This is a genomic window from Aeromonas sp. Marseille-Q7275, assembly GCF_965119515.1.
In genome coordinates this window covers 196438-217748 of record NZ_CBCPLW010000004.1, presented here as the reverse complement: position 1 = coordinate 217748, position 21311 = coordinate 196438, and the positions used below count along the sequence as shown (strand labels likewise).

The window sequence follows — 21311 nt, the reverse complement described above, 5'->3', positions numbered from 1 at the left end:
GCCTGATCCTGCGTCACCGGCAGAACGATGATTTTTTAACTGTGCTTTACATGGAGCAATGAGCATGTTGTCAAAGCGTATTATCCCCTGCCTCGACGTCAAAGATGGCGTTGTGGTCAAGGGCGTGCAGTTTCGCAACCACGAGGTGATGGGCGGCATCGTCGATCTCGCCCGTCGCTACGCCGCCGAGGGTGCCGATGAGCTGGTGTTCTATGACATCACCGCCTCGAGCGACGCCCGGGTGGTGGACAAGAGCTGGGTGAGCCGGGTGGCCGAGGTCATCGACATCCCCTTCTGCGTCGCCGGCGGCATCAAGAGCGTCGAGGATGCCCGCCAGATCCTCGAGTTCGGGGCCGACAAGGTCTCCATCAACTCCCCGGCCCTGGCCGATCCCACCCTGATCACCCGGCTGGCGGAGCGTTTCGGCGTGCAGTGCGTGGTGGTGGGTATCGACTCCTACTTCGATGCCCCAAGCGGCCAGTATCAGGTCAAACAGTTCACCGGCGACGAGAGCCGCACCCGCACCACCAGCTGGACCACCCTGGAGTGGGTCAAGGAGGTGCAAAAGCGCGGCGCCGGCGAAATCGTGCTGAACGTGATGAACCAGGACGGCATGCGCCAGGGCTATGATCTCGAGCAGCTCAGACTGGTGCGGGCCGTCTGCAAGGTGCCGCTGATTGCCTCCGGTGGCGCCGGTGCCATGGAACACTTTCGCGATGCCTTCACCCTGGCCGATGTGGACGGCGCCCTGGCGGCGTCCGTGTTCCACAAGGGCCTTATCCCCATTCCCGAATTGAAACGCTGGCTGAAAAACGAAGGAGTCGCCATCCGTGAATAATCAAGCAGTAGACAATGCATTGCCCCTGGCCGAGCGCCTGGACTGGGACAAGTGTGACGGCATGATCCCCGCCATCGTCCAGCATGCCGTGAGCGGCGAGGTGCTGATGCAGGGCTTCATGACCCGCGAGGCCCTGGAAAAGACCCAGGCCACCGGCCAGGTCACCTTTTTCAGCCGCAGTAAGCAGCGCCTCTGGACCAAGGGCGAGAGCTCGGGTCATGTGCTCAAACTGGTCGCCATCACCACCGACTGCGATCAGGACTCCCTGCTCATCGCCGCCGACCCGGTGGGCCCCACCTGCCATCTTGGCAATCCCTCCTGCTTCGACGGTCACCCGCTGCCGCCGCTCGGTTTTCTCGCCGAGCTCGAGCAGATCCTGGCATCACGCAAGGGGGCCGACCCGGCCACCAGCTACACCGCCAGCCTCTATGGCAAGGGCACCAAGCGCATCGCCCAGAAGGTGGGTGAAGAGGGGGTGGAAGTGGCCCTGGCCGCCATGGCGAAAGACAGGGAAGAGCTCATCAACGAATCCGCCGATCTGCTCTATCACCTGACCGTCTTGCTGCAAAACGAAGGCTTGGGTTTGAAGGATGTGGTGCAGCGGCTTTATGAGCGCCACACCAAGTGAACAACGAATCCATGTTGACCCAGCTCTATCACCTCACCGTCTTGCTGCAAAACAAAGGCTTGGGTTTGAAGGATGTGGTGCAGCGGCTTTATGAGCGCCACACCAAGTGAACAACGAATCCATGTTGACCTAGCTCTATCACCTCACCGTGCTGCTGCAAAACGAGGGGCTTGGCCTCAAAGACGTGGTGCAGCGCCTGTATGAGCGCCACACCAAGTAGTCTTTGCACCGATAGACAAAACGGGCCCTCTGGGCCCGTTTTTCGTGCGCTGCGCCCTCTTCGCGGGAGTTGCCACTGTCAGGGCGCGTCAAGGGCGCTGCACCCCTGACAAAATCTGGGATACCCAGGCTGGCGCCCCCCTGAACAGGGAGTCGCTCATCCCAGGGGCGGCGGCGATAATGGCGCACCACCCTCACCTCCCCAGGCGTGATGAACAAATTTCAGGTTTTCTCCACCCCGGAGGCGCCCGCCGCCTTCACCTTGCTCGACATGGCGTCGGCCAGCTTCCTGGCAGACAAAGCCACCCTGCTGGCACAGGGGTTCGAGGTCATAGGCGAACCCATACTGGCCCCTGATGCCCGCGCGGCGGCTGAATCCCATCAGCTCAACATGGCCGATCCCAGCCGTCCCTATGGCGGCCCCGGCACCATAGGCCTCTTTAGAACCATGTTGCTCCATGCCCCCAGGCTGTTTGGCAAGGAAAAACCGCCAAGAGGCTGACTGAAGCCGACCTGAATGGAGGCCCCTTTGGATGTCGCAAATGGGGCCTGTCCGGCGCCAAGGCCCCCATGGATAATGCGGGGGCACAGTCCACCCCAGAGGCCCTATGAGCAAATACCAGTTCTTCCGTCAGGGACAGGATCCCGCCAGCGTCACCTTCTTGCTGATGTCGTCCCCCTCATTCTTGCCTGAAAAGTCACAGTTGCTGGAGCAGGGCTTCGAGGTGGTGGGGGATTATATCGACGCAGCCAACGAGAAAGAGGCGCTCGACAAGTTCAAAAGCGGCATGATAGAGCCCCTCGCGGAGTACACCAAGGCCAGTGAAGCAGGAGGACTTTACTACTTCATCACCGGCCTGTGGCAGGCGCTGCACAAGCGCATCAAGGGCGCCAACCCGCCCCGCTGAGAGGCGCCAGGATAGCTGGTCGCCAGCGCATCCCCGTCAAGCAGAGGGACGGTCGACCTTGCACCAGGCACGCTTCGCAGCAGGCGCTCTCTGGATGATAAAGAACGGGCCCGCAGGCCCGTTGATTGGATGAGGCCCTCACCTGAGTCACTCCAGCCGCTTGCGCAACATAAATTTTTGCACCTTGCCGGTGGAGGTCTTGGGCAGGGGGGTGAAGATAATGCGCTTGGGGGCCTTGAAGTGGGCCATCTGCTCGCGGCAGAACGCAATCAGCTCCGCCTGGCTGAGCACCCGCCCCTCCTTGAGCTTCACAAAGGCGCAGGGTACCTCCCCCCACTTCTCGTCCGGCATGGCGATCACCGCGGCCTCGTCCACGTCCGGGTGGCGATAGAGCACGTCCTCCACCTCCAGGCTGGAGATGTTCTCCCCGCCGGAGATGATGATGTCCTTGGATCTGTCCTTGATCTCCACGTAGCCGTCCGGGTGCCAGACCGCCAGATCCCCGCTTCGGAACCAGCCGTCCGCCATCGCCTCTTCGCTCGCCGCCGGGTTCTTGAGATAGCCCTTCATGACGATGTTGCCACGCAGGAAGATCTCCCCCAGGGTCTTGCCATCCCGGGGCACAGGCTCACCGCTGACGGGGCTGGCCACCCGCATCTCTCCCTGCAGCGGTGAGGCCACCCCCTGGCGCGCCTTGAGCCGGGAGAGCGCCGTAGCATCCTGCCCCTGCCAGCTTCGCTGGGGCTCGCACACCACGCAGGGGCCATAGGTTTCGGTCAGGCCATAGACATGGGTCACGGCGATCCCCATGGCCTCCATGCCGGCGATCACGGTGGCGGGTGGCGCCGCCCCCGCCGTCATCGCCTTGATGGGATGGTCAAGCCCCAGTTTCAGGGCCGGATCGGCGTTGTTGAGCATGTTGAGGACGATGGGGGCGGCGCAGAAATGGCTCACCTTGTGCGCGTGCAGTGCCTCATAGATGGCGCCCGCCTGCACGTGGCGCAGGCAGACGCTCACCCCGGCGGTCGCCGCCAGGGTCCAAGGGAAGCACCAGCCGTTGCAGTGGAACATCGGCAGGGTCCACAGGTAGACGGGGTGCTTGGGCAGCTCCCAGGAGAGGGCGTTGTTGACCGCGTTCAGGTGGGCACCGCGATGGTGATAGACCACCCCCTTGGGGTTGCCCGTGGTGCCGGAGGTGTAGTTCAGCGAAATGGCCTGCCATTCGTCCGCCGGCAGCCAGCCAGGCTCCTGTTCATCCCCCGTGGCGACAAAGGCCTCGTAGGTCAACTCGCCGACCAGCTCCCCCTCCTGATAGGTCGGATCGTCGATGGCGATCACCAGAGGCTGGCTGTCGATGAGAGAGAGCGCCTTGCGCACCACGGCGCCAAACTCCCTGTCCACCAGCACCACCCTGCTCTGGGCATGCTGGAAGATGAAGGCCATGGCATCGGCATCGAGCCGGGTGTTGATGGTGTTGAGCACGGCGCCGCTCATGGGCACCCCGAAGTGGGCCTCGAACATGGCCGGCACATTGGGGGCGACGATGGAGACGGTGTCCCCCTCGCCAATGCCGCGGCGGCGCAGTGCCGAGGCGAGCTGGCGACAGCGGCGCTCGGTCTGGGCCCAGCTCTGGCGCAGGGGGCCGTGGACCAGGGCCGGGTAGTCGGGATAGACACTGGCTGCCCGGGCCAGGAAGCTCAAGGGGGTCAGGGCCTCGAAATTGGCGCCATTTTTATCGAGGCCTCTCTCATAGATGTTCTGGCTTGTCATCGGGTTCCTTCCTCGTCGGGGTGCAAAGCGGCGGTGCAGCCGTGAACGCGCCCTGGCATCGTGCCGGCGGCGGCTTTCTGGTACGAAATGCAAGGGTATCAAGGGGCTCTGGGGGCAGGTATTAGCAAAACGTCTTAGGTTGGTGGGACCCCACGCCGGCTGATCTGCCTTATGACTTCCACTGGCCCACCCCCTTTGTCGCCAAACACAGACGCTATTTTGGTGCGGTCGTTTTTTGCGCAGTCAGCCTCTGTCGCGATCCCGAGGCGCTTGCCTTGAGCCAGACGCGCAAAATGCCAAGAATGGTCCCAAGCCCTCAACGGGTACAAGTACGAGGAGAAGAGCGATGAACAAATCCATGTTGGCAGGTGTCGGGATCGGTATTGCCTCTGCGCTGGCATTGTCGGCGGCAGCCAGCGGATCCCTGTTTACCTCAGAGCCCCAGTTTGCCGAGGTGCTGGCCAGCAAGCCGGTGACCGAGACCATCAAGACGCCGCGCCAGGAGTGCCGCAACGTCACCGTCACCCACCGCAAGCCGGTGCAGGATGAACACAAGATCCTGGGCACTGTGGTCGGTGCGGCCCTGGGGGGCGTGGTGGGCCACCAGTTCGGTGGCGGCAGCGGCAAGAAGGTCGCCACCGCTGCGGGGGCCGTCGCAGGCGGCTACGCCGGCAACCAGGTGCAGGGCAACATGCAGGCGGGGGACACCTACACCACCACGGAGCAGCGCTGCAAGACGGTACAGGACAGCAGCACCCGCACCCTGGGTTATGACGTCACCTACCGCCTCGCCGGTCAGGAAGGGGTAGTGCGAATGGAACAAAAACCCGGCACCACCATCCCCGTCAAGGATGGCAAGCTGGTACTGAGCAACGCGCAGGGTTGATACTCCGTTAGGAGCGCCCCGCCATGGAGAAGGCCCACCACATCGGTGGGCCTTTTTCATGTCCGCAACAAAAAGGGGCCCGCAGGCCCCTTTCTATCTCGCTTTCACCTTTAGTGGCGGCCGAAGGGCCACCAGGGCTTGTCGTTGTCCTGAATCTCGACCCGGGTCTGCTGCACTGTGCCCGGCTCGGCCCCTTTCAGCTTCTCGAGGTTGACGCTGAACTGCTCGGTGGACTCCACGAACCAGTCATCCAGGATCAGCACCTTGACCGACTTGCTGCCCCCCTCGCCCGCGGCCCAGCTCACCGTCTGGCCGAACCAGGGCAGGAAATCCAGCCCCCAGCGCGCGGTGATCCCCTCAAGGCCCAGAGTGGCACGGGCCGGCTTGCTCAGATCGCCGCTTCGCACCACCGGGATCTCCGCAAACCACTGCCCCTCGTTCACCGTCAGGCTGGCGCGCGCCAACGAGATGGTGGAGGGCGCCAGCTTGTCCTTGATGGTCACCAGGGTCTGGTGCTGCTCGCCCAGGGTCGCGCCGCTCGCATCATAGAGCTCCAGGGTAAAGGTCTCGTCCCCCTCGTGCAGGGTGTCGCTCTTCACCGGGATGCTGATGGTCTGGCTGTCGCTCTGGCCGGCGGCCCAATGCAGGGTACCCGTGAGGGGCGCCACGTCGTTGGCATCGGCGCTGCCAAAGGCGATGCGGTAGCTGACGCTGGCCTCCCCATGGCTGCCGTCACGGCGCGCCACGCTCAAGGCCAGGGTCTTGCCCTCCTCCACGCTGGCGGCGGCGCTCTCCAGGCTCAAGACTCCGACGGGGGGCAGCGGATACTGGATGGCCACCAGCACGGGATCGTGATCCGAGGCGCTGAAGGGCCCCTCGGATTTCGCCAGCTGGCCGCTGTACTTGCTGCCGTACTCGAAGAAGTTGCTCTCGGCGGAGTTGATGTGCCAATCCTCGATGCCGATCACCTTGGCCGCGAGGCTCGGGTTTGCCAGGGCGTGATCCAGGTTGCCGAGCTCCCCTTCATAGCTGTAGGAGTAGGTGTCGGTGCCGTGGAAGCGGGTGTTGAGGTTGACCAGACCATACCCCTTGCCCAGGGCGCTGCCGCTCTCCTCGAAGGGCTGGCCCGCCAGGGTGGTGAAGGAGGCGCTCATGATCTGGCGCACCTGGGCGGCCGGATCATAGTCGGTCAGCACCCGGATGGGATCCTCCATGCCGTAGGCGTTCAGATCGCCGATCAGCAGCAGATCCCCGCTCACCCCCTTGAGGGTCTCCCCCAGCACCTTGGCGGCGGAGACCCGCAGCGCGTTGCAGTGACCCTGGCCGTCCAGGGGATCGGCGGTGGCGTAGTCGGGATAATCCTCGAAGCAGGCGGAGCCCTTGGACTTGAGGTGGTTGACCACCAGAGTCAAAGGCGCATCCCCCTTGGGGGAGCTGAAGCGCTGCACCAGCGACTCGCGCATCCCCTGGTTGATGGTCACCGGCTTGCCGCTGGCGTCCTGCGCCTCGGCCTGCTGCACCGGCAGCGCGATCAGGCTCGCGGCCCCTTGCGGGGTCACACTGGCGGGCCGGTAGATGAGCCCTACCGTGATGGCGTCGGTGCCGATGGGCTGGCCATCGGGGGAAGCCACCCAGGCGTAGTGATCCGCCTCGTCTGGCTGGGCGGCGTTGAGGGCCGCCACCAGGTTCGCGATGGCGGAGTTGTCGCCGTAGCCGTTGTTCTCTATCTCCATCAGCCCCACCACGTCGGCGTTGAGGCGGGTGATGGCGCTGACGATCTTGGTGCGCTGCAGCTCGAACTCAGGCACCGTCAGAGCACCTCTGTTGCTGCCGGTGGGGTTGGCATCGCCCCCCACGACAGTGGTGAAGAAGTTGAGCACGTTGAAGCTCGCGACCCGCAGATCCCCCGCCTCGGCGAGCTCGGGCGTCTGCACCCTGTCCCAACCGCTGTGATCGATCTGGCTTGCATCGATGCGGTTGCTGGCCACCAGCCGGAACAGGTTGTAGGAGTAGCCGAGCGCCCCCTCCAGCCCGTTGAGCTTGTCGCCGATGCGAAGATAACCGTCCTCGGCGTTGAAGCCGGGGAACCAGGGCAGCACGCCGTCCGGCGCCTTGGCGTCCGTCTCCACCACCAGCTGGTTCTGCTGGTTGCGAAGGGCCCAGTCGCTCGCCTCCTGGCTCATGGCGGCAAACTTCTGGGTCGACTTGATGAGGGGCGCGCCATAAGAAAGCACCAGATTGTTGCGCTTGCCGTCGTAGTCGAAGCTGAAGTTGCGGGTCACCACCAGGCTGGACTCCGGCACCAGCCGCACCTGCATCCCCTCGTGGCGCTCCAGCAGCTGGCTCAGGCTCTCGCCTCCTACCGGCACCAGATCCACCGCAGGCAGCAAGGCCCCTGCCGGCTGGGTCACCACCAGCTGATCGGCGCTGAGCTGGGTCTGGTTGAAATACTCTTTGACCTTGCCCGAGACGCACACCTCGGCCCCCGGCACCAGGGCGCCGTTGGTCTGGGTGCTGTGGATGAAGAGGCCGTCCGAGGTGGCCGGATCCCCGTCCCCCTGCGCATCCTGAATGAAGAAGCCCTTGTAGAGGCCGCTCACCACCTGGGTCACCACGCCGCGGGTGGCATAGGCCTGCTCGGACTCGAACTTGCCGGCCGGCACCAGGGGGCTGCTGCTGCCCGGGCCCTGGATGGCGGGCACCGGCACAAGAGTGTCTACCGGGCAGACGAAGGCAGGCGGCTGGCTGCCATCACAGGGGGCATCGCCGCTGCAGCCGAGACCGCTGGCGTCATCCTTGGGAGCAGCCAGGTATTCGAGCGCAGGATCGAAGGGCGAGGTCGCATCAATCCGGCCCGTGGTGACGGTGGCCTTGCGGCGCAGGGTCATGTCCAGGGTCGAGACGTTGCCCGAGACCCAGGCCGTGCCCGGATCCACCCCCACCTGGCCGACGCTGTCCACTATCTCGCTGCCGCGATAGAGCACCAGGGCGTCGTCGCCGTTGAACACCAGGTTGCCACTGGTCTGATTGGCCTTGGCCAGGATCTCGGCGTTGGCGGAGGGGTTGGCCAGCACCAGACTGGCACCGGGGGCGAGGGTGCCTTGCAGCGCCAGGCTGTTGGTGGGGGCATCGGTGAGGGGTTTGCCGTTGGCGTAGAGCGCCAGCCGGTATTGAGAGAGATCGACGGCGTCGCTGCCGAGATTGCTCAGCTCCAAAGCCTTGTTGTTGCCAGCGCCTTCCAGGTATTCGGTGACAAGCAGTTGCGCCTGTGCCTGTCCCGCCAGCGCCAGCCCGACGGCCAGCGCTACCAGAGAGTGTCTTCCTGACATGGTCAGTTTCCTTTTTTATTTGCAGATCATGTTATTGGCGCCCCGCGCGAGGCGGGCCGCAGCACCTTGTTGCTGTCGAACTCGGCCAGGGGCCAAGATCGCGCCTACTCTGCCCCTTTGACGACGGAGCCGCTGGGAGCTGGCTAACAATGACCGCAAATTGTTGCGCGCAGGTGACGATCAATACCCGAATGGGCAGTGCCTTTCATCGGTGCGCAGGAAATCGTCGCCACCTCTGGCGGGGCCATGCCAGGGGGCTCGACATCGAGCAGAGTCCGGGACTGAGCCCCGCTTCAGAGGCGCGAGCGAGGCGGCCAGAGCGTGGTTCCAGGTGCAGCCAGCTAAGCGCCACAGGCCCCCATGATCCGTGAAAACAGAGAGATGGGCTCCATTGGAACGGCACTCTGTGCTCGTGTGAAACCGATTCCAGAAATGACAAATTTAACAAGAGAGGAGACAGGACAAACGTTTATTGCTTTTCGGTTCACGAATGGCAATAGTTCTCACTTCTTTTTTTTGGCCTTATCCCCCCGAGGTTTCACAAGATGTTTCGTCACCCCCTGGCAAAGTTGCTGCTGCTTGGTCAGCTCGCCCTGATGAGCTGGATGGCACAGGCCGCCGCCCCCGTTGAAGTGGAAGATGTGATGGGCCGCAAGGTCTCCCTGAGTCTGCCCGCGAGCCGCATCGTGCTCGGTTTCTATCCCGAGGATTATCTGGCCGTGGCCGGTGAAGGCGGCGCCGATCGCCTGGTGGGCATGTCCCGCGGCTGGTTCGTCAAGTCCCGCCCCGCCATCTGGTCCCTCTATGTGGCCAGCCTGCCGCAACTGGCCAGGGTGCCGGACCTTGGCAACGTGCAGGATCAGAGCTTCTCCATCGAGAAGACCCTGGCGGTCAAACCCGATCTGGTGATCCTGGCCCAGTGGCAATACGAGGCCCTGGCCCCGGATCTGCCGCGCCTCGAGCAGGCAGGCATCCCTGTGGTGGTGGTGGACTACAACGCCCAGACCCTGGCCCGCCACATGGCGAGCACCTTGCTGCTTGGCAAGGTGACCGGCCAGGAGGCCCGTGCCCGCAAGATGGCCGACGAATACAAGGCCAAGATTGACATCATCACCTCCCGCATCGCCGCCGCGAAGCGCCAGCCCCCCCGGGTCTATATCGAGCTGGGTGACAAGGGCCCGGCCGAGTACAGCTACACCTATGGCAAGGACATGTGGGGCGCCATGGCCCTGCTGGCGGGGGGTGACAACGTGGCGGCGCCCTTCGTCGAGCGCTGGGGTCCCATCCACCCTGAGCAACTGCTGGCGAGTAAACCCGAGGTGATCCTGATGGCGGGCTACGAGAGCGTGAGCAGCGCAGAAGCGATGCAGGTGGGCCAGGACGTCTCGGCCGAGATGGTGCGCCAGCGTCTGCAGGGCTTTGCCGCCCGTCCGGGCTGGAGCGAGCTGCCCGCGGTGCAGCAGGGTCGCCTCTATGCGGTCTATCACGGCGCCACCCGCAGCATCATGGATGCCGCCCTCATCGAGTTCATGGCCAAGGCGCTCTACCCGGACCTGTTCCAGGATCTCGATCCCCTGGCCACCTATCAGGGCTTCTACCGCAGCTATCTGCCCATTCACCCCGAGGGCACCTTCATGCTGGGTATCAAGTCGGGTGAAGCCAACTAAATCCGGTCGTTCGGGCTCTGCCCACCTCGGCAGAGCCCTCTTCGTCATCCCTCTTTAACCGGGCGCCCCTCATGGCGCCCGCTTCAGGATTGTCATCATGAATGATTTGGCTGCCCTCCAGCAGACCCTCACCCGCCAGCGGCAACGGGAGCGCCGTCGCTGGCACTGGCTGGCGCTGCTCACCCTGGTGCTGTGCATTACCCTGGTGCTCGACATCGCCACCGGCCCCTCCCTGCTGCCCCTTGGGGAAGTGGTCGATGCCCTGCTATCTCCCGCCCAGGCGGACGCCATGACCCGCACCATAGTCCATGACATGCGCCTGCCCATCGCCCTGATGGCCCTGGTGGTCGGCGCGTCGCTGGGCCTTGGCGGCGTCCAGATGCAGACCCTGCTGGACAACCCTCTCGCCAGCCCCTTCACCCTGGGGCTCGCGGCCGCGGCCGGCCTTGGCGCCGCACTGGCGCTCTATAGCGGCGGTCTCGGGCTCCCTCCCCTGATCGCCATTCCGGCCGGTGCCTTCATCCTGTGCATGTTTGCCGCCAGCCTCTTGTTTGGTCTGGCCATGATGCGCAACATCAGCAGCCAGACCCTGATCCTCGCGGGCATCGCCCTGCTGTTCCTGTTCCAGTCCCTGCTCTCCCTGCTGCAGTTCCTCTCCTCCCCCGAGCTCAACCAGCAGATCATGTTCTGGCTGTTTGGCAGCCTGATGCGCACCACCTGGGACTCCCTGATCATCACGGCCGCCGTCACCCTGATCTGCACCCTGCTCATCTATCGGGATGCCTGGGCCCTCACCAGCCTGCGTCTGGGGGAAGCCAGGGCCCGCAGCCTGGGGGTCAACGTGGACAGGCTGCGCATGAAGACCCTGATCCTGGTCGCCCTGCTCACCGCCACCGCCACCAGCTTCGTCGGCATCATCGGCTTCGTCGGCCTGGTGGCCCCCCACATCGCCCGCATGCTGGTGGGGGAAGATCAGCGCTTCCTGATCCCGCTCTCCGCCCTGTGCGGCGCCTGCATGTTGTCGGCGGCCTCTGTGCTCTCCAAGTCCATCATTCCGGGGGCCCTCTTTCCCATCGGCATCGTCACCGCCCTGATTGGCGTGCCCTTCTTCATCTGGCTGATCCTCGGCAGGGGGCGTAAACGTGCTTGAGATAACCCGACTCTCCCTCTCCCTCGGCCAGCAGACCCTGCTGCGGGAGCTCGACCTCACCCTGCATCCGGGTCAGGTCCATGTGATCATCGGCCCGAACGGGACCGGCAAGACCTCGCTGCTGCGCGCCCTGTTCGGTGAACTGACCCCGGCCGCTGGCGACATCCGCCTGGGGGGCCAGAGTGCCCGCCAGATGACACAGGCCAAATGGCGCCAGCAGTTTGGCTACATGCCCCAGAACATCCAGCTGGAGCTGGACTTGAGCGTCATCGAAGTGGTGGTGCTGGGGCGCCTCGACAGCCTCTCCATGCGTCTGGCGGACGAGGACATACTGGCGGCAGGTCGCGCCCTGCAGGCGCTCGGCATCGCCCATCTGGCGGATCGCCCCCTCTACTCCTTGAGCGGCGGCCAGCGGCAGATGGTGCTCTTTGCCCAGGTGCTGCTGCGCGATCCCCGCATCATGATGCTGGACGAGCCGGTCAGCGCCCTGGACCTGCATCACCAGATGCAGCTGATGGAGCACCTCTGCCAGCAGACCCGGGAGCAGCAGTGGATCACCCTGGTGGTGCTGCACGATCTCAACCTGGCAGCCCAGTTTGCCGATCAGCTGATCGTGCTGGCAGGGGGCGATCTGCAGGCCTTCGGCCCTCCCGCCCAGGTGCTCGACGCGGCCCTCATCGAGCGCCTCTACCAGGTACCGGTGCAGATAAGCCACGATCAGAGCGGCATCCCCTTCCTGCGTACCCTGCGAAGACAATCATGACGGCCCCGTCGGCATGGCCCGCAACCGGCCCCAGGGTACACACAAGATGAGCGGCGCCTCCTACTGGCGGGACTGGCAGGGCATGAGCCCGGCCGCCCGCCTGCTCATCATCAATGGTCTGGCGTTCAACCTCGGCTTCTACATGATGATGCCCTTCCTCGCCCAGCACATGGGCAGCGGGCTTGGCCTCGCCGGCTGGGCCTGCGGCCTGGTCATGGGGATGCGGGTCTTCAGCCAGCAGGGGCTCTTCCTGCTGGGGGGCACCCTCGGGGATCGCATCGGCTATCACCCCGCCATCGTCTGGGGCTGCCTGGTGCGCTCGGTCGGCTTCGTGCTGCTGGGCTGGGCCGAGTCCCTGCCCATACTGCTGCTGGCGGCGACCCTCACCGGTTTTGCCGGGGCCCTCTTCACCCCCTGCGCCCAGGCCTATCTCGCCAGCGAATGCAGCGCGCCCAGTCAGCGTCAGCGCGCCTTCGCCCTGCACAATCTCGCCAGCCAGGCGGGCATGCTGCTCGGCCCCCTGGTCGGCCTGGCCCTGACCCAGCAGAGCTATGCCCTGACGGGCTTGTTGGCGGCTAGCCTGTTCGCCCTGCTCGGGGTGCTGCAGTATCGGGTGCTGCCCAAGCGCCCGGCGGTCAACCAGAGCCCGCGCGGCGCCATTTTGCGCCAATGGCGGGAGATCCTTCGCCAGCGCCCCTTCATGATGTTCACCCTGCTGGCGGGCAGCTACCAGATCCTGTTCCACCAGCTCTATCTCGCCCTGCCCGCCCATATCCAGAGCCTGCCGGACGCCACCCAGCTGCTCGGCGGCGTCTTCACCCTCTCGGCGGTGATCGGCGTCCTGCTCCAGTTGCCGGCGTCCCGTCTGGTGGAGCAGCGCCTTGGGGGGCCGCTCGCCATGGGGCTGGGGATCGGGGTGATGGGGCTGAGCTATCTCGCCCTGCCGCTGCTCTCCCCCTGGCCGACGGCGGGGGTCCTGGCGCAGGTGGCCCTGCTTTCCCTGGGCTCCATCCTCTGCCTTCCGCTCTTTGCCGCCCAGCTGCCCCGCTACGCGCCCCCCGACCAGCTCGCCAGCTACTACGGCTTCTATGCCAGCGCCGGGGGCTGCATGGCGCTCATTGGCAACCTGCTGATCGGTTTTATGCTGGGGGATGCAGGCAGCCGCCCCGCCACCGCCATCTGGCTGCTGCTGGCCCTCGCCGGCCTGCTGGCCGGGTTTGGCCTCTATACCCGGCTGCGCAAGGATGGTCAGGTGCAAGCGCGCGTCAACAAATAAACAGGGCGGCCAAGGCCGCCCTGTTTATTTATTCATTCTCCCCTTTGCCTTCTTCCCCACTTGTCCATCAAACCCGGGACAGAGCAGGCTGACGCTAGATACCTAACTTTTGAGTTCATCGATCTATACAGCCTTTGGTTCAGGTTCCACTGATGTATATTGCGCTGCGCAGATGTCAACTACCTAGGCCTCACCAGGAGGGAATGCAGAAGATGGTTTTGCACTCAACTCTAATAGTCGCGCAAATATCTTTTCCTCTGCATTCAGTGGTGTCTGCATATTCTGTTGCCCAAAAAATGCAGCAAGGTAACCACAACCAGCATGTAGTACTCCGACGAAAATCTCTTCCAAATGGCGCACGGTTGCGCCTTCGAATGCCTCAGTAGATACCTCGCCCTTCAAATGCGCCGAGTAGAAGTAGCTGGCCCCAAAAGGAGAGCCGTGAATGATCTCGGATGAAAGAGAGTAAATCAGACCATATGCTGCAAGCAGGCGTGACCCCGATCGATGCCCCGCTAATTCACCCACTCTCCTTATACGACTGGGCACATCAAGGTTGGTCCACATGCCGTTACCCTTACCACTAAACTCGGGATACTCCCGTGCAAGCGTGGCCTGCTTATCAGGGTCGCAACGAACCTCGATCGAGAACTCACCGCTACCAAATTTTCTATTCTGTTGACGCCACGCGGCAAAGTCGATGTATCGGATGGCTCGTGAGCTCACGTTGTCCGATTCGACCAAGATATAGCTCGCATTTACGAAGGATTCGATTGCAGATCTGGCGACCGGATACGCGTCTCGAACTGGTATGCCGCGAAGTTTTGCCATCTGAAGCAACGTTTCAAACGACTGACCGGCAGACATTGCCAACAACGTGCTCATGCGCCTCTGTCCATCACCTAGCGTACAAATTAGTTCTTCCTCTTCAAAGGTTACAGACCCTTGCGACGCGACCAAAAGCGCGAGACGAAGAAACTCCTGTTGAAGCATCGCTAAGCCACGCAGGGCATCAAGAAGTGGAAGTTTTTGAGTATCCATAATACCTGAAGTGTGAACCCTGCTGCTCTGAGTGAGTGATCGCAGAGTTTTGAACCGTAATTACTTCGCTGCCCTGAGTTATTTGCGTCCCCAGTGTTCCAGCAAAAATGATCTAATTCCCCAAATGCAGCGCCAACCAGACCGCCAGGGGGATCACCACCACGGAGAGCGCATTGCCGCCGAGCACTATGCTGGCCACCTTGTCGGGCTGGCACTGGTACTGCTCGCACAGCATGTAGTTGAGCACCGCCGGGGGCAGCGCCACCGAGAGCATCAGCAGCGGGATCCAGTCAGGCTCAAGTGGCAGCAGCCAGACGGCGATGCCAAGGGAGATCCCCCCCGCCAGCAGATAGAGCAGGTTACATTTAAGCGCGAGCCCCAGGTGGCCCAGCTCCCCCTCCATCAGCCGGATGCCCAAGGCAAACAGCATCAGGGGCACCGCTATCTGGCCGAGCAGGGAGGCGCTGGTCACCAGATAGTCCGGCAGCGGGATCTGCAGGTTGGCCACCAGCAGACCGGCGAAGGCGGCCCAGAGCACGGGGCTTTTCAGCCAACCCCAGCGGGAGCTGCTCGCGGAGAGGATAAACATGCCCACCGAGAAGTGGAGCAGGTTGGAGAGCACGAAGAGGATGACGATGGCGCCGAGCTGCTGCTCGCCAAAGGCCAGCACCATCAGCGGGATGCCGAGGTTGCCGGTGTTGCGAAACATGGCGGGCAAGATCAGCGCCGCTCTCTCTATGCCCTTGAGTTTGAGCAGGGAGAGCAGCAGGCCCGGCAGCAGGATCACCAGGGCCCCGGCCGCGATCAGCGGCAGGTGGGCCGCCAGATCCAGGGGGTATTTCACCAGCGCCGAGAAGACCAGCGCCGGGGTGAAGAGCTCTATGTTGGCCCGGTTGATGTAACCGAGTTCGGCTCCCCCGCGCAGCCGCCCGTAGAGGGCGCCAAGGCCCGCCACCGCAAACACCGGGATGACGATATCGAGCAGGGCACTGAGCATGGGGAGTCCGTCTTAGAGTTCGCGGGCGGGGCGTCCCATCAGCACCACGGGATCCAGGGTGACCTCCAGGGCGCCGTTGCTGACCCAGAGCTGGCCGTCCGAGATGGTGCAGGTGAGCTGCATGGTGCGCTCCACCATGGCGGTCAGGGGCAGGGTCTGGCTGTCGGAGAGCTCGATCACGGTGAGGTTGTCGTGCAGGCCGAGCTTGCCCTGGTTCTGCTTCCACCAGACGCTGGTGCCGCGGCCACCGTAGAGATAGAGCACCACCTGACGGGAGCGGTTGCACGCCTTCTTGAGGCGCTTCTCGTCGGGCTGGCCGAGTTCAATCCAGAGCTCGATCTCGTCTGAGTAGTTCTTGCGCCAGAGCTCGGGCTCGTCGTCCGCCGAGAGTCCCTTGGTGAACTCCAGCCGCTCGGCGGCGTGCCAGGCAAAGGCCGCCAGCCGGATCATCATCCGCTCGTCGGTTTCGGAGGGGTGACGGGCCAGGGTGAGGGAGAAGTCCTGATAGAGATTGCGGTCCATGTCAGACAAGCTGATCTGGGCCTTGAAGATGGTTGCCTTGAGCGCCATAGAAATCGTGAACACCTGATAAAAGAGAAAAGGGCGGACATGCCGGGCGCCAGTGTAATCAAAATGGCCACCGGGTTCGACCATATTGACCACAGTTTCCCCACTTGGGCCTGGATAAGTGCCTTAAAAGACACATAAAACAAATGCCAGTCGTGAGACTGGCATTTGGCGGCATGAACGAGAGTGACTCACTTCTCGGCGGACTTGACCCCGAAGGCATTGAGCAGCAGGCAGCAGATCACTGCCACGGCCACGAAGCCGCTCAGGAAGATAAAGGGCATGGCCCCGTATCCCAATATGTTCCAGATGGTTTGTTCAAGCAGACTCATAGTGTGTCCTTCATCCAGTGAAATGGGTGTCCCTTTCGTGACGGAGTAGTCCCCGTTCCTGATAAGGCTATTTGACCTCAACCGGCGCCTGAGTCCTATGCCACCAAAGTAATAAATGGGGCACCAGTTTGCGCCAGATCAATGATTTGGCCCCTGATGTGCCGCTTTTTTGCCCATGGGGCAAGCGCTCCCCCCTTCCCTGCTCACGGTCAGACAAAAAAGCGAGGCGACCCCGGGGTCGCCTCGCGTACATCCTTTGCAGATCGCCTGGGATCAGTAGAAGCGCTGCTGCTCCGCCGCCATCGCCTTGAGGCGCGCGCAGGGGGCGAAACGATCGCCGTGGCGCTTCTGGTAGAACTCGAGGCGCCCCACCAGGTGATCGATGCCGAGGCTGTCCATGTAGCGGAAGGGACCGCCCAGGAAAGGCGGGAAGCCGATGCCGAAGATGGCACCTATGTCGCCGTCACGGGCCGAGGCCACCACGCCGCTGTCGAGCGCCATGGCCGCTTCGTTGAGCATCAGCAGCACGCAGCGCTCGGCGATCTCCTGGCGGGCCAGCTTGGGCGATACCTTGACCCCGAGCACGGCGTAGACGCTCTCGTCCACCGTCTTCTTGCCCTCCTTGCCGGTGAGCTTGTTGCGCGGCGCCGCCTTGCCGTAGAGGTAGAAGCCCTTGCCGTTCTTGCGCCCCTTGCGATCGTCTTGCAGCAGCTTGTCAAAGGCCTTGGGGGCCTGGAACTGCTCGCCGCCGAGCTCTTTCTCGAGGATGGGGGAGATCTTGGCCCCTACGTCGATACCGACCTCATCGAGCAAGGTGATGGGGCCGACCGGGAAACCGAAGTCCAGCAGGGCGCCGTCCAGCACCTCCACCGGCTCCCCTTCCAGCACCAGGCGCGCCGCCTCGTTCATGTAGGGGGCCAGGATGCGATTGACGTAGAAGCCCGCCTCGTCTTTCACCACGATAGGCGTCTTGCCCTGGGCCCGGGCGAAGGCCAGGGTGGTGGCCACCGTCTCGGGGCTGGTGCCCGCGTGGGGGATGACTTCCGCGAGCGGCATCTTGTCCACCGGGCTGAAGTAGTGCAGCCCCACCACCCGCTCCGGATGGGCGGCATTGGCCGCTATCTGGTGGATGGGCAGGGAGGAGGTGTTGGAGGCAAAGACGGTGTGTTCACCGCACTCGCGCTCCACGTCCGCCACCATCTGGTGCTTGAGGGCGAGATCTTCAAACACCGCCTCCACCACCATGTCCACCCGGTGGAAACCGGAATAGTCCAGGGTGCCGGTGAGCAGGCTCATCTGCTTCTCCAGCTCGCTGCGCAGCAGTTGGCGGCGCTTGAGCTTCCTGGCCAGCAGGTCATAGCTGTAGCGCATGGCGTTGCCGATGCCGGCGCTCCCTACGTCCTTGATCCGCACCGGCACCCCGGCCTTGGTGGCGGTGACGAAGGCGATGCCGCCCCCCATCAGGCCCCCGCCCAGCACGGCGGCATGGGCCACCTTGCGCGGCTCGGCTCCTTGATAGGTAACCTCTTTCTTCATCTCTGTGGTGGCGAAGAAAATCGAGCGCAGGGCGGCGGATTCCGCCGTCATCACCAGTTCGCCAAAGTGGCGGGACTCGGCGGCGAGGCCGGCCTGCATCCCCTCCTCCACGCCGATGCGCACCACCTCGAGGATCCGCTCAGGGGCCGGGTAGTTGCCACGGGTCTTGGCTTTGACTCCCTTGCGGGCCTGATCGAACAGCACCTTGCGACCCAGGGCGTTGGTCTCCAGCACCTTGCCCTGCAGATCCCGCTTCAGCTGATGGCGGGGCTTGCCCTTCTTGGCAAGCTTGATGGCGGCCTCCAGCAGGATGGAAGGCGGCACCACATCGTCCACCAGCCCCAGTTTCTTGGCCTGCTTGGCCCGCACCTGCTTGCCGGTCAGCATCAGATCCAGCGCCTTGGCCACCCCGATGAGGCGCGGCAGACGCTGGGTACCGCCGGAGCCCGGCAGCAGACCGAGCTGTACTTCCGGCAGGCCCAGCACGGTTTTAGCGTGATCTGTCACCACCCGGCCATGGCAGGCGAGCGCCAGCTCCAGCCCACCGCCGAGGCAGGGGCCGTGAATGGCGGCGATCACCGGTATGGTCAGCGCCTCGATCTCGGCGAAGACCACCTGACCCTCCCGCGACAGCGTCTCGGCGTCTCGGGCACTGGTGCAGGCGGCCAGCATGCCGATGTCGGCCCCGGCGATGAAGGAGTCCTTCTTGCCGGAGACGATCACCAGGCCGATCAGATCGCGGTTCCCCTTTATCTCGGCCAGCACGGTGCGGATCTCGTCTGCGAAGGCGGCCTTCAGGGTGTTCATGCTCTCACCGGGCACATCCATGCACAGGATGCCGATGCCGTCTTTGCGAATATCCAGTGAAAAAGTCTTAGCGCTCATCATTCAACCTCCAGCACCATGGCCACACCCAGCCCACCCGCCGCACAGGCGGTGTTGAGCCCCAGTCCCCCACCCCGACGCCGCAGCTCGTGCAGGGTCTGGGTGATCATGCGCGCACCTGTGGCGGCAAAGGGGTGGCCATAGGCCAGCGAGCCGCCGAGGACGTTGAATTTGTCCATGTCCACCTCGCCGATGGCCTGATCCCGGCCCAATTTGTCGCGGGCAAATTCGGCACTGGCAAACATCTTGAGGTTGGCCAGGGTCTGGGCGGCAAAGGCTTCGTGCATGTCGATGAGGGTCAGATCGGCCAGCGTAATACCGGCCCTGTCCAGCGCCAGCGGCGTGGCATAGGAGGGGCCCATCAGCATGTCCTGCCAGACGTCGATGGCGGAGAACGCGAAGCTGCGGATATAGCCAAGCGGCTCCAGCCCCAACTCCTTCGCCCGCCCCTCGCGCATCAGCAGCACGGCAGCGGCGCCGTCGGTGAGCGGGGTGGCGTTGGCGGCGGTGACCGAGCCATGCAGCCGGTCAAACACCGGTTTGAGCTTGGCGTAGCTCGCCAGATCCGAGCTTTCGCGGATGTTGTTGTCCCGCTCCAGCGGCGACTTGTAGGGGGGCACGTGGGCGGTGAACACCTCGCCACTGAGCTTGCCCTCTGCCCAGGCTTGCGCCGCCAGCGTATGGGAGCGGTGCGCCAGGGCATCTTGCGCCTCGCGGCTGATCTGGTGGCTCTTGGCCATCTGCTCGGCGGTCTGTCCCATGGAGAGGCCGGTGGAGTATTCGGCCACCGCGGGCGGCACCGGCATCAGATCCTTGATGCGCAGACGACGCAGAATATTGAAACGCTGCTGCAGGTTGCGCGCCTTGTTGAGATCCACCAGGGCCCGGGCCAGGGTTTTGCTCACCCCGATGGGGAGCACGGAGGAGGAGTCGGCCCCGCCGGCGATGGCGATGTCCACCGTGCCGGCCATGATGGATTCGGTGACGTTGGCCACCGCCTGGAAACTGGTGGCGCAGGCGCGCGACACGCTATAGGCATCGGTGCTGACGCTCATGCCGGTGCCGAGCACTATCTCCCGGGCTATGTTCGGGGCTTCCGGCATCTGGACCACCTGGCCGAACACCAGCTGGTCGATGAGCTTGGGATCGAGATCGGTGCGGGCGAGCATCTCGCTCACCACCAGTTTGCCGAGATCCACCGCGGGCACGCCGTGGAAGGCCGTGGCCTGCTTGGCAAAGGGGGTTCGCAGACCCGCCACGACGGCAATCCGTTCGCCCTGGCGAGTCGTCAGTTTCAATGGCTGTTTCATCCTGGCTCCTTGGTTAAACGAGAAGATTAAAAGGAAGAGGTCTGACCTCATTGCGCCACATCTTAACAATCCACTCACAACTTTCATACGGCTGATTGAAACTAAATTGCCACCATCTTGCCACCCTCCCTCGCCCTTGGGGGCCAACTGGAGTATAAAAAGATCAACTTCTATGAAAACAACGGGTTCATTACATGGCAGCGGCCGAATTCAGAGCGCTTGGGGACTATCTTGACAGTCAGATCCTGGGACAGGGCTCCCTCATTGAGGGGCTGCTGATCGCCCTGCTATGTGAAGGACATGTGTTGATCGAGGGGGCGCCGGGGCTGGCCAAGACCCGGGCGGTCAAGGCGCTGGCCGGCGCCGTCGAGGGGCGCTTCGCCCGCATCCAGTTCACCCCGGATCTGCTCCCCGCCGATCTCACCGGCAGCGAGGTGTTTCACCCCCAGGATGCCAGCTTCGTGTTCCAGCCCGGCCCCTTGTTCAACCACCTGGTGCTGGCGGACGAGATCAACCGGGCCCCGGCCAAGGTGCAGTCCGCCCTGCTGGAGGCCATGGCCGAGCATCAGATCACGGTGGGCAAGAAGAGCTGGCGCCTGCCGCCGCTCTTTATGGTGGCCGCGACCCAGAACCCCATAGAGCAGGAGGGCACCTATCCCCTGCCGGAAGCCCAGCTCGACCGCTTCCTGCTCAAACTCATGGTGGATTACCCCAGCCCCGCCATGGAGCTCGCCATCTTGCAGCTCAACGCCGGGGGCGACGCCCTGCCGCCGCCCCCCGTGACCCTGAGCCAGGCCGCCTTGCTCTCGGCCCGCAGCGCGGTGCAGGCCGTGCAGATGCAGACCCGGCTCGAGCACTATCTGGTGCAGCTGATCTGTGCCACCCGCCCCGGCAGCGGCCTCTGCCCCGAGCTCGAACCCCTCATTGCGGTAGGCGCCAGCCCCAGGGCCAGCATAGGCCTGGCCCGCGCCGCCCGCGCCCGCGCCTGGCTTGCAGGGCGCGACTTCGTGCTGCCGGAAGACATCCAGCAACTGGCGCCAGCCATCTTGCGTCACCGCCTCATTCCCAGTTATCAGGCCCTGGCGGACAACCTCGACAACGACACCCTGCTCGCCCGTCTGCTGGATGCCATCCCATGTCCCTGACAGCCCGCCGTCCAGCGCCACCGATTCATCCCGAGCCATCAGGCCCTGGCGGACAACCTCGACA

The 21311-nt window shown here is 63.9% G+C and carries 18 protein-coding genes and 1 pseudogene; 11 read left to right on the top strand and 8 right to left on the bottom strand.

Annotated features, from left to right (window positions below):
• Window positions 1-64: 64 nt before the first annotated feature.
• From hisF to ACWPWQ_RS06260, 5 genes and pseudogenes are all read left to right on the top strand, one after another.
• The gene (gene hisF / locus ACWPWQ_RS06280; protein ID WP_139434599.1) at window positions 65-838 is read left to right on the top strand and encodes an imidazole glycerol phosphate synthase subunit HisF; all 774 of its coding nucleotides are present in this window, start codon (window positions 65-67) and stop codon (window positions 836-838) included.
• A complete protein-coding gene (gene hisIE / locus ACWPWQ_RS06275) occupies window positions 831-1466 on the top strand; it encodes a bifunctional phosphoribosyl-AMP cyclohydrolase/phosphoribosyl-ATP diphosphatase HisIE (RefSeq protein ID WP_268434608.1) in 636 nt (211 codons plus the stop codon). The genes hisF and hisIE overlap by 8 nt, the downstream gene beginning before the upstream one ends.
• 133 nt (window positions 1467-1599) lie before the next feature.
• A pseudogene (locus tag ACWPWQ_RS06270) lies at window positions 1600-1686 on the top strand (bifunctional phosphoribosyl-AMP cyclohydrolase/phosphoribosyl-ATP diphosphatase HisIE); the annotation flags it as partial.
• A gap of 210 nt (window positions 1687-1896) precedes the next feature.
• Entirely contained in the window at window positions 1897-2187 is a 291-nt protein-coding gene (locus ACWPWQ_RS06265) for a hypothetical protein (protein ID WP_342058413.1), read from the top strand.
• Between the two features lie 106 nt (window positions 2188-2293).
• A complete protein-coding gene (locus tag ACWPWQ_RS06260; protein ID WP_454009286.1) occupies window positions 2294-2593 on the top strand; it encodes a hypothetical protein in 300 nt (99 codons plus the stop codon).
• A 147-nt stretch (window positions 2594-2740) separates the two neighbouring features.
• On the opposite strand, the gene ACWPWQ_RS06255 is transcribed toward ACWPWQ_RS06260, so the two are convergent.
• Window positions 2741-4363, bottom strand: a complete 1623-nt coding sequence (locus ACWPWQ_RS06255) for an acyl-CoA synthetase (RefSeq protein WP_454009285.1) — start codon at window positions 4361-4363, stop codon at window positions 2741-2743.
• Window positions 4364-4709: 346 nt separating this feature from the next.
• Here ACWPWQ_RS06255 and ACWPWQ_RS06250 point away from each other — a divergent pair, with 346 nt between their 5' ends.
• The gene (locus ACWPWQ_RS06250) at window positions 4710-5249 is read left to right on the top strand and encodes a glycine zipper 2TM domain-containing protein (protein ID WP_139434607.1); all 540 of its coding nucleotides are present in this window, start codon (window positions 4710-4712) and stop codon (window positions 5247-5249) included.
• A gap of 110 nt (window positions 5250-5359) precedes the next feature.
• Here the strand turns inward: ACWPWQ_RS06250 and ACWPWQ_RS06245 are convergent, their stop codons facing one another.
• A complete protein-coding gene (locus ACWPWQ_RS06245) occupies window positions 5360-8578 on the bottom strand; it encodes an ExeM/NucH family extracellular endonuclease (RefSeq protein WP_454009284.1) in 3219 nt (1072 codons plus the stop codon).
• Window positions 8579-9123: 545 nt separating this feature from the next.
• On the opposite strand from ACWPWQ_RS06245, the gene ACWPWQ_RS06240 reads away from it, so the two are divergent.
• The 4 genes from ACWPWQ_RS06240 to ACWPWQ_RS06225 all read left to right on the top strand — a co-directional run bounded on the left by ACWPWQ_RS06240 (window position 9124) and on the right by ACWPWQ_RS06225 (window position 13434).
• The gene (locus ACWPWQ_RS06240) at window positions 9124-10245 is read left to right on the top strand and encodes an ABC transporter substrate-binding protein (protein ID WP_454009283.1); all 1122 of its coding nucleotides are present in this window, start codon (window positions 9124-9126) and stop codon (window positions 10243-10245) included.
• A 97-nt stretch (window positions 10246-10342) separates the two neighbouring features.
• Window positions 10343-11395: a FecCD family ABC transporter permease gene (locus tag ACWPWQ_RS06235; RefSeq protein ID WP_319913455.1), complete on the top strand. Its 1053-nt coding sequence runs from the start codon at window positions 10343-10345 to the stop codon at window positions 11393-11395.
• Complete coding sequence (locus tag ACWPWQ_RS06230) at window positions 11388-12158, top strand: ABC transporter ATP-binding protein (RefSeq protein ID WP_454009282.1); 771 nt, start codon at window positions 11388-11390, stop codon at window positions 12156-12158. Before ACWPWQ_RS06235 ends, ACWPWQ_RS06230 begins: the two co-directional genes overlap by 8 nt.
• A gap of 46 nt (window positions 12159-12204) precedes the next feature.
• The gene (locus ACWPWQ_RS06225; protein ID WP_454009281.1) at window positions 12205-13434 is read left to right on the top strand and encodes an MFS transporter; all 1230 of its coding nucleotides are present in this window, start codon (window positions 12205-12207) and stop codon (window positions 13432-13434) included.
• Window positions 13435-13617: 183 nt separating this feature from the next.
• Here the strand turns inward: ACWPWQ_RS06225 and ACWPWQ_RS06220 are convergent, their stop codons facing one another.
• The 6 genes from ACWPWQ_RS06220 to fadI form a co-directional block, all read right to left on the bottom strand.
• Window positions 13618-14475, bottom strand: a complete 858-nt coding sequence (locus ACWPWQ_RS06220; RefSeq protein ID WP_454009280.1) for a DUF5677 domain-containing protein — start codon at window positions 14473-14475, stop codon at window positions 13618-13620.
• Between the two features lie 112 nt (window positions 14476-14587).
• The gene (locus tag ACWPWQ_RS06215; protein ID WP_454009279.1) at window positions 14588-15472 is read right to left on the bottom strand and encodes an AEC family transporter; all 885 of its coding nucleotides are present in this window, start codon (window positions 15470-15472) and stop codon (window positions 14588-14590) included.
• Between the two features lie 12 nt (window positions 15473-15484).
• Window positions 15485-16042: a YaeQ family protein gene (locus tag ACWPWQ_RS06210; RefSeq protein WP_454009278.1), complete on the bottom strand. Its 558-nt coding sequence runs from the start codon at window positions 16040-16042 to the stop codon at window positions 15485-15487.
• 188 nt (window positions 16043-16230) lie between these two features.
• Window positions 16231-16371: a TIGR02808 family protein gene (locus ACWPWQ_RS06205; RefSeq protein WP_081934454.1), complete on the bottom strand. Its 141-nt coding sequence runs from the start codon at window positions 16369-16371 to the stop codon at window positions 16231-16233.
• Between the two features lie 273 nt (window positions 16372-16644).
• Window positions 16645-18792 carry a fatty acid oxidation complex subunit alpha FadJ gene (gene fadJ, locus ACWPWQ_RS06200; RefSeq protein WP_454009277.1) on the bottom strand — a complete coding sequence of 716 codons (2148 nt, stop codon included), beginning with the start codon at window positions 18790-18792 and terminating at the stop codon, window positions 16645-16647.
• Window positions 18792-20102 carry an acetyl-CoA C-acyltransferase FadI gene (gene fadI / locus ACWPWQ_RS06195; protein WP_025326905.1) on the bottom strand — a complete coding sequence of 437 codons (1311 nt, stop codon included), beginning with the start codon at window positions 20100-20102 and terminating at the stop codon, window positions 18792-18794. Before fadI ends, fadJ begins: the two co-directional genes overlap by 1 nt.
• Before the next feature lie 194 nt (window positions 20103-20296).
• Here fadI and ACWPWQ_RS06190 point away from each other — a divergent pair, with 194 nt between their 5' ends.
• Window positions 20297-21247 (top strand): AAA family ATPase, encoded by a 951-nt coding sequence (locus ACWPWQ_RS06190; RefSeq protein ID WP_454009276.1) that lies wholly within the window; start codon window positions 20297-20299, stop codon window positions 21245-21247.
• Window positions 21248-21311: the final 64 nt, after the last annotated feature.

Bases quoted from the DNA above. Each gene is read 5' to 3' on its own strand.
- hisF (WP_139434599.1), top strand. From the start codon at position 65: ATGTTGTCAAAGCGTATTATCCCCTGCCTCGACGTCAAAGATGGCGTT.
- ACWPWQ_RS06245 (WP_454009284.1), bottom strand. From the start codon at position 8,578: ATGTCAGGAAGACACTCTCTGGTAGCGCTGGCCGTCGGGCTGGCGCTG.
- ACWPWQ_RS06250 (WP_139434607.1), top strand. From the start codon at position 4,710: ATGAACAAATCCATGTTGGCAGGTGTCGGGATCGGTATTGCCTCTGCG.
- ACWPWQ_RS06190 (WP_454009276.1), top strand. From the start codon at position 20,297: ATGGCAGCGGCCGAATTCAGAGCGCTTGGGGACTATCTTGACAGTCAG.
- ACWPWQ_RS06225 (WP_454009281.1), top strand. From the start codon at position 12,205: ATGAGCGGCGCCTCCTACTGGCGGGACTGGCAGGGCATGAGCCCGGCC.
- fadJ (WP_454009277.1), bottom strand. From the start codon at position 18,792: ATGAGCGCTAAGACTTTTTCACTGGATATTCGCAAAGACGGCATCGGC.
- ACWPWQ_RS06265 (WP_342058413.1), top strand. From the start codon at position 1,897: ATGAACAAATTTCAGGTTTTCTCCACCCCGGAGGCGCCCGCCGCCTTC.
- ACWPWQ_RS06215 (WP_454009279.1), bottom strand. From the start codon at position 15,472: ATGCTCAGTGCCCTGCTCGATATCGTCATCCCGGTGTTTGCGGTGGCG.
- ACWPWQ_RS06255 (WP_454009285.1), bottom strand. From the start codon at position 4,363: ATGACAAGCCAGAACATCTATGAGAGAGGCCTCGATAAAAATGGCGCC.
- fadI (WP_025326905.1), bottom strand. From the start codon at position 20,102: ATGAAACAGCCATTGAAACTGACGACTCGCCAGGGCGAACGGATTGCC.
- ACWPWQ_RS06240 (WP_454009283.1), top strand. From the start codon at position 9,124: ATGTTTCGTCACCCCCTGGCAAAGTTGCTGCTGCTTGGTCAGCTCGCC.
- ACWPWQ_RS06260 (WP_454009286.1), top strand. From the start codon at position 2,294: ATGAGCAAATACCAGTTCTTCCGTCAGGGACAGGATCCCGCCAGCGTC.
- ACWPWQ_RS06210 (WP_454009278.1), bottom strand. From the start codon at position 16,042: ATGGCGCTCAAGGCAACCATCTTCAAGGCCCAGATCAGCTTGTCTGAC.
- ACWPWQ_RS06220 (WP_454009280.1), bottom strand. From the start codon at position 14,475: ATGGATACTCAAAAACTTCCACTTCTTGATGCCCTGCGTGGCTTAGCG.
- ACWPWQ_RS06235 (WP_319913455.1), top strand. From the start codon at position 10,343: ATGAATGATTTGGCTGCCCTCCAGCAGACCCTCACCCGCCAGCGGCAA.
- ACWPWQ_RS06205 (WP_081934454.1), bottom strand. From the start codon at position 16,371: ATGAGTCTGCTTGAACAAACCATCTGGAACATATTGGGATACGGGGCC.